This is a genomic window from uncultured Agitococcus sp., from assembly GCF_937920075.1.
In the GTDB taxonomy this organism is placed as follows: domain Bacteria; phylum Pseudomonadota; class Gammaproteobacteria; order Pseudomonadales; family Moraxellaceae; genus Agitococcus.
Genome location: NZ_CALETI010000071.1, coordinates 1 through 6,295, shown reverse-complemented (window position 1 = coordinate 6,295; position 6,295 = coordinate 1). Strand labels below are relative to the sequence as shown.

Sequence of the window (6,295 nt, the reverse complement as noted above, 5' to 3'; positions counted from 1 at the left end):
GCGCGAATACGGCTGGCGCACAGGCGGCAAAAGTCAAACATAACTTACAACTCTCGCAAAACCTACCTATTGCACAACAAATGGCTCAGCAAGTGCGAGAGGCTTTATTGGCTCATCCTTTATTTGTGTCTGCCGTATTGCCTAAGCAATTATTATTACCGTTGTTTAATTGTTATCAACAGGGAGGGCATTTTGGTAATCATGTCGATGGTGCGATTCAATACGAAGCTTTAACACGTTTTCCTGTTCGTACCGATGTCTCAACCACTGTTTTTTTATCAGAGCCTGATGAGTACGAAGGTGGCGAGTTGATTATTGAAGATACTTATGGCAGTCATGAGGTAAAATTGGCAGCAGGCGATGCGATTGTTTACCCTGCGACCAGTTTACATCGGGTTGAGCCTGTAGAAAATGGTCAACGTTTTGCAGCGTTTTTATGGTCACAAAGTATGGTCAAAGATAATACGCAACGACAACTGTTATTTGATTTGGATATGACTATTATTCGTTTGCGTCAGCAATTACAAGACAGCCAAGATGTTTTGGCATTAACCAATCACTATCATAATTTATTAAGGCAATGGGCTGAATGATGGCATTATCGGTTTCTAAAGATAAGCTAATTACTTTAGTGGTGGTGCTATTTGTACACAGTGTGGCTTTATATTGGGCGACACGACTAAATGTATTGCCGCCTGCACCTACTCCCCAAGAAGTAGTCATGCAAGCAGTAGTGATTATGCCTGTTGCCTTGCCGACTAAACCCGTAGAGCCTTTACCTCAACCTACACCGCCTAAATCTGTGGTTCAACCTAAAGAGCAGCTACAGCCGATTGTACAAAAAACGCCTGTTTTACCGCCCTCCGAAAAAGCCATCACCCTTGAAAAAACAGTTATGGTCGAAAAAAATGAACCAATTGTTGAAAAAGCTAGCCCAACGCATGTTGTTAATGAACCACCTGTTGTGAGTAAAGTTGAGGCTGCGCCTGAGCCTGAGCCAGTAGTGATTCCGCCACGCAGTGATGCGAGTGGTTTAAATAATCCCAATCCAACTTATCCTGCCATGTCTAGACGTTTGGCCGAACAAGGCAAAGTGTTATTAGAAGTGCTGATTTTGGCTAATGGTACAGTGGGCGAGATTAAGCTTAAACAAAGTAGTGGTTTTAAACGTTTAGACGATGCTGCCTTACAAACCGTAAAACAATGGCGGTTTCAACCTGCCAAGCGTGGTAATCAGGCGATTGATTATTGGTATATACAGCCTATTTCTTTTTCTTTAGATACCTAATTTAGAGTTTATATTATGATTAATGACAATCCTTATGGCGTAATGGCAATTTGGGAACAAGGCGATATGGTGATGAAGTCAGTTGCCTTATTGTTGTTGACTATGTCGATTATTTCTTGGTATGTGATTATTAGTCGAGCATGGCAAGTAGTTAAACTCAGAACCATTGTCAAAAATAGTAGTGCTTTTTGGCATAGTCAAAGTTTTGAGCAAGGCTTAGAGTTGTTAGAGAAAAATAAACCAAATACGTTTAATCCTTTTGTGAGTTTGGCTTTAAATGGCCAAGATGCCGTTGAACATCATGAGCAAAGTAAACAGGATTTGCATGGCCAAATTAGTTTAACCGAATGGTTAAAAGAAACTTTGCGGGCAGATATAGAAGAAAGTGCCGAAAAAATGCAGGCGGGATTACCTGTTTTAGCCTCAGTGGGTTCGACTGCACCGTTTGTGGGATTGTTTGGGACGGTTTGGGGAATTTATCATGCCTTAGTTGGCATTGGTGCATCTGGCCAAGCAAGTATTGATAAAGTGGCAGGGCCTGTTGGCGAAGCATTGATTATGACTGCTTTTGGCTTGGCAGTAGCTATTCCAGCAGTGTTAGGTTACAACACCTTAACACGCTCTAATAAAGCGATTATCAGTAAATTACAACGTTTTGCTCGTCAATTACATGCCTATTTCTTAACAGGCTCACCACGTAAGGGAGCGGTTTAAGATGTCGTTTAACCTAGATGATGACGATGAGATCATGAGTGAAATCAATATGACGCCCTTGGTGGATGTCATGTTGGTGTTATTAATTATTTTTATTATTACTGTGCCTGTATTGACGCATTCAGTAAAAGTGGATTTGCCTAGGGCAAACAATCAGCCTAATCAAATACAAAATGAGCCAATTACTATTTCGGTTAATAAACAAGGCCAAATTTATTGGAATGAGAGTTTGATAGATCAGACTCATCTCAGTCAAAAATTGCAACAAATTGCTCAACAACAACCACAACCAGAAGTTCATATTCGTGGTGACAGAAAGGTTGAGTATGAATATGTAATGCAAGTGATGGCAGAAGCCCAACGCAATGGCGTGCAAAAGTTAGGTTTTATTACTGAACCAAAATCTTAATGATTTCGACTACGCTCAATGATCTCAACTCTGTACCCTGAGCGCAGTCCCGCGGTTAGACTTGGCTAACCATACGCAAAAAATACAGATAAATTTTGGTTTTAGTGCTTTGTTTTTTGAGAAAAATTTATGAAATTAAAATCTTATTGGCCTATGACCTTAGGTTTAACCATACAACCTGTGTTGGCCGAAGCGGTATTACCCGAAGTGACAGTAAAGGGAACTATAGATGTTCAAGAAGAGCGAAGGATGGCGTCAGCCGCTAAAACAATTATTGATCGTAAGGAAATCGAAGCAACAGATGCAAGTACGGTTGCTGAATTATTAAATAAATTACCCATGACAGGCATGTTTATGGAACCTCCTATGGGTGGTGTGCCAAAACGTGGTCAAGGTGGGCGCCCACAAAATCGAAATATGCCACAAATTTTAGTCGATGGTCAGCCTTTAGGTGGCGGTAGTAATATGGGAACGGTGATGCGTTTGCCTGTAGAGTTGATTGAACGAGTGGAAATTATTCGCAATAGTACGCCTGAATTTTTGGTCACCAGCCCTGCTGGAGTCATTAATATTATTTTGAAGGATGTTCCCAAACAACTAACGCGAAATGCAAAACTAACAAGCTTTGTTGCTGATGACAGATTGGGAGTACGTGCTGATGGACAATATGGTCAAAGCCAAGATAACTATGGCTATTTATGGGCGGCAGCAGCAGATAGCAAACCACAAATTGGCGAACGGATAACCACAATTAACGATATTAGCCAAGCACAAAATAGCAAAGAGACAACACAACAAACAGGACGTGATAATAATTTATCTGTGTCACCTAGATTTAATTTGAAGCTACAAAATAATCAACAAATTATTATCAGTCCTTTTGTTGCCTATAACCAAGATCAGCGCGACGCCTACACTCAACGTAGTCTTAATATTGTCAATCAAGAGTTAGACAGCAATGATGGCGAGCGTTTAACAGGGCGTTTAATCACCGAATGGAAACAACAAGGCCAACAAAATAATGAGCAAAGTATTAAGTTATTTGTTCAAGCTGAAGATGAAAATACCGATAAAACTACTTATCAAACATTACAAACAGCGAATCAATTAACATATCAAGAAAATACCGATCGTACTGAAAGAGAGCTTGCTTTGGATGGCCGAATCAAAAGTATTTTTTTAGAAACACATATTGTTAGCTCTGGTTTTGAATGGCGCACCAAAAACACTAAAGAACAATTATTTAAACAGCAATTATTAAGCAATGACTCCAATATTAAAGAGCAACGCATGGCATTATGGTGGCAAGATGAATGGTTGCTGTCAGAAAAACATACCGTAACTTATGGCCTACGTTGGCAACAGTTTGATAATCAAATTAATGATACACAACAAGGCTTTATTGAACAAAAAGAAGACACATTTGCGCCTTCTATTCATTATTTATGGCAACCCAATGAGCAGTGGAATATTAGAGCTAGTTTAGCTCAACATCAGCGTCCTGCACGTGCGAGTGAGCTAAGTTCCGTGATTCGTACCGCATCAGGTGTTAATAGTTCTAGTAATCCTGATCGGGCAGGTAATCCACAATTAGCCAATGAAAAGCAATATAGTGTTGAATTGGGTATTGAACATTATTTGCCACAAAAAGCAGGCAATCTGTCTTTATCGGTGTTTGAACGTCAAGTGAGTGATTACGTGCAGCGTTTGACATTGCTCGAAAATAGTCGTTGGTTGGAACGCCCTTATAATGTGGGTGATGCACGTTTGCGTGGCATATTATTTGATAGCAAAGTGCAACTTAATGCTTTAGAGCTAGCTAATATCACCTTACGGAGTAGTTATGCCTATAGTCAAAATACCTTAACGGATGCTGTGGCTAATTTAGGAGCTGGTGAAGGAGATCGTCAAACGGCAAGTTTGGGCATTGAGTACAAATTTAATAATCTGACATTGGGTTCATCTGCGAATTATATTTCTGCGATTGATAAAGAAAGTAGTGCAACGGTTCGCCAAGAGCAAGGTTCGCAAAAATCAGCCAATGCTTATGTGGGTTATAAAATAAATAAGCAATTTAATATGCGTTTTTCGGTGAATAATTTATTGGCAGGCGATAGAACAGACACATTATATGAGTATGATGCACAAGGCCAATTAAAACGTGTTGAGCAAGATGTGATGAAAACTTATGCCAATGTGATTTTAAGTGTTGATGGACGTTGGTGATACGAGCGGCAGAATTCCCTCTCCTATTAGGAGAGGGCTAGGGTGAGGTCTTAATTAGACCGTGCAGCTAACCATTCACCCACTTTTGGCCAAACGTCTTGTGGGGCTTTGCTACCCGACAAAATGCCCATATGACCACCAGAAACAACGATAAATTCTTTATCTGTTGAACTCACATGATCCATTAAAGTTTGTACGGCTGCTTTAGTGACCATGTTGTCGCTTTTGCCTGCTCCTGCCAATAACGAACATTGAATATCAGCCAAACGCACTTCTGTTTTACCTAATTGCATATATCCTTTGGCTAATTCATTATCAATCCAAATACGTACCATCATGTCTTGGACAATACCACCTGGATAGGCAACCATTTTGTCTAAGAAAGCAGAGGTCGTCGCATGATTAATGACAAATTGACGATCAGCCAATTTAACAACCAATTCCCAATAGCCCATTAAACTGCCAACGGGATTAGTCATTTTAAAGCCAACCACATTCGCCCAACCTGGTGTATGCAAAAGTTGAGGATTGAGGTTGTGAATACGGAAACCTGTATTTTTGCGTACCCATTCGGCACGACGTTCAATAAATTGATACACCTTACCAATTGCACCTGAAGCATGGCTGTTGATGGGTGTGCCTAAAATCACTAAGTTGCGAATATCAGGGTCATGGGTGAGTGCGGTATAACATAAGGTAAAAATGCCACCCATGCTCCAACCGTGTAAAGATAGCTCTTTTTGGCCGCTATGCTCTCGAACTTTAGCCAAAAATTCGGGCATAAATTCAGTGACATAGGTGCTTAAATTGTAGTGAGTATGTTTGCGCGTTGGCATACCCCAATCAATTAGATACACATCAAAGCCTTGGGCTATGTAATATTTGACTAAACTACGACTAGGAAATAGGTCATAAATTAACATGTTTACCGCTAAAGGCGGCACAATGACTAAGGGAACTTTGTGGCGTTTTTTGTTGACCGTTGTGACTGTGTCATCAACTAAAATTTCGTCTTCGGTTAAGGGTAAGTAGTGACGTAACTTTACCAAACCATTATCGTGTAACACATCATAAGGTGTTTGATCGGCCAAGACTAAATCACGAGCGCGAAACAAACGGTCACTGGCATTGTTTAGAATGCGGCGTGTGGGTTTTGGCAAGAGTTTGCTAGATTTGGCGAGGAACGGTGTCATTGTGCTAATTCTCGGAATTAGTGAGTAAAATATAAAACTAACGTATTTTAAAAGTAAGCACACTGACTATAAAAACATTTTATGTGGACAGATAGGTCAGATTGACAGTTGAGGCCAAAATTACACATTATTATGTGAAAGTTTTCTAACCTCTGCCGATGTGGCGTATTTCATATTCATTGTTAGGTTCGATATTATTTTCTATACCAATTATTTCAGCTAATTCAATAAACAAATAAGTTCTAGTTGTTTTGTATCCATTTATAAAGCTATGCTCGTTTAATAAAAGGAATTCTTCATCAATATGTCCATTATAATAAACTGTTCCACAACTGCTTGTTGTGGAGAACCTTATATTTGGCGCGGATATTTCATAGGCACCTTTTGAGATGAAAGAATTAGAACAATTAAGCCATCTTATAGTTTGTTCTGGATTGCCTGTGCTTGAAGCAGCTAATACAATAC

General features: G+C 39.8%; 7 protein-coding genes. 5 read left to right on the top strand and 2 right to left on the bottom strand.

Features of this window, described 5'->3' with window-relative positions:
• The 5 genes from Q0212_RS02870 to Q0212_RS02850 form a co-directional block, all read left to right on the top strand.
• The coding region (locus Q0212_RS02870; protein WP_297921931.1) for a Fe2+-dependent dioxygenase at positions 1 to 593 on the top strand (593 nt) is incomplete at its 5' end.
• Positions 590 to 1,288, top strand: coding sequence for an energy transducer TonB (locus Q0212_RS02865; RefSeq protein ID WP_297921928.1), 699 nt, complete (start codon positions 590 to 592; stop codon positions 1,286 to 1,288). The genes Q0212_RS02870 and Q0212_RS02865, both read left to right, overlap by 4 nt.
• 15 nt (positions 1,289 to 1,303) lie before the next feature.
• On the top strand, positions 1,304 to 2,002 hold the full coding sequence (locus tag Q0212_RS02860; RefSeq protein WP_297921925.1) for a MotA/TolQ/ExbB proton channel family protein: 699 nt from the start codon (positions 1,304 to 1,306) through the stop codon (positions 2,000 to 2,002).
• Between the two features lies 1 nt (position 2,003).
• Positions 2,004 to 2,411 (top strand): protein TolR, encoded by a 408-nt coding sequence (gene tolR / locus Q0212_RS02855; RefSeq protein ID WP_297921922.1) that lies wholly within the window; start codon positions 2,004 to 2,006, stop codon positions 2,409 to 2,411.
• Between the two features lie 129 nt (positions 2,412 to 2,540).
• Positions 2,541 to 4,637 carry a TonB-dependent siderophore receptor gene (locus tag Q0212_RS02850; protein ID WP_297921919.1) on the top strand — a complete coding sequence of 699 codons (2,097 nt, stop codon included), beginning with the start codon at positions 2,541 to 2,543 and terminating at the stop codon, positions 4,635 to 4,637.
• A 50-nt stretch (positions 4,638 to 4,687) separates the two neighbouring features.
• Here Q0212_RS02850 and Q0212_RS02845 read toward each other — a convergent pair whose 3' ends face one another.
• Positions 4,688 to 5,830 (bottom strand): alpha/beta fold hydrolase, encoded by a 1,143-nt coding sequence (locus tag Q0212_RS02845; RefSeq protein ID WP_297921916.1) that lies wholly within the window; start codon positions 5,828 to 5,830, stop codon positions 4,688 to 4,690.
• A gap of 145 nt (positions 5,831 to 5,975) precedes the next feature.
• The coding region (locus Q0212_RS02840; RefSeq protein WP_297921913.1) for a hypothetical protein at positions 5,976 to 6,295 on the bottom strand (320 nt) is incomplete at its 5' end.

Coding starts and splice junctions, on each gene's coding strand:
- Q0212_RS02845 (WP_297921916.1), bottom strand. CDS start 5,830: ATGACACCGTTCCTCGCCAAATCTAGCAAACTCTTGCCAAAACCCACA.
- Q0212_RS02860 (WP_297921925.1), top strand. CDS start 1,304: ATGATTAATGACAATCCTTATGGCGTAATGGCAATTTGGGAACAAGGC.
- Q0212_RS02865 (WP_297921928.1), top strand. CDS start 590: ATGATGGCATTATCGGTTTCTAAAGATAAGCTAATTACTTTAGTGGTG.
- Q0212_RS02850 (WP_297921919.1), top strand. CDS start 2,541: ATGAAATTAAAATCTTATTGGCCTATGACCTTAGGTTTAACCATACAA.
- tolR (WP_297921922.1), top strand. CDS start 2,004: ATGTCGTTTAACCTAGATGATGACGATGAGATCATGAGTGAAATCAAT.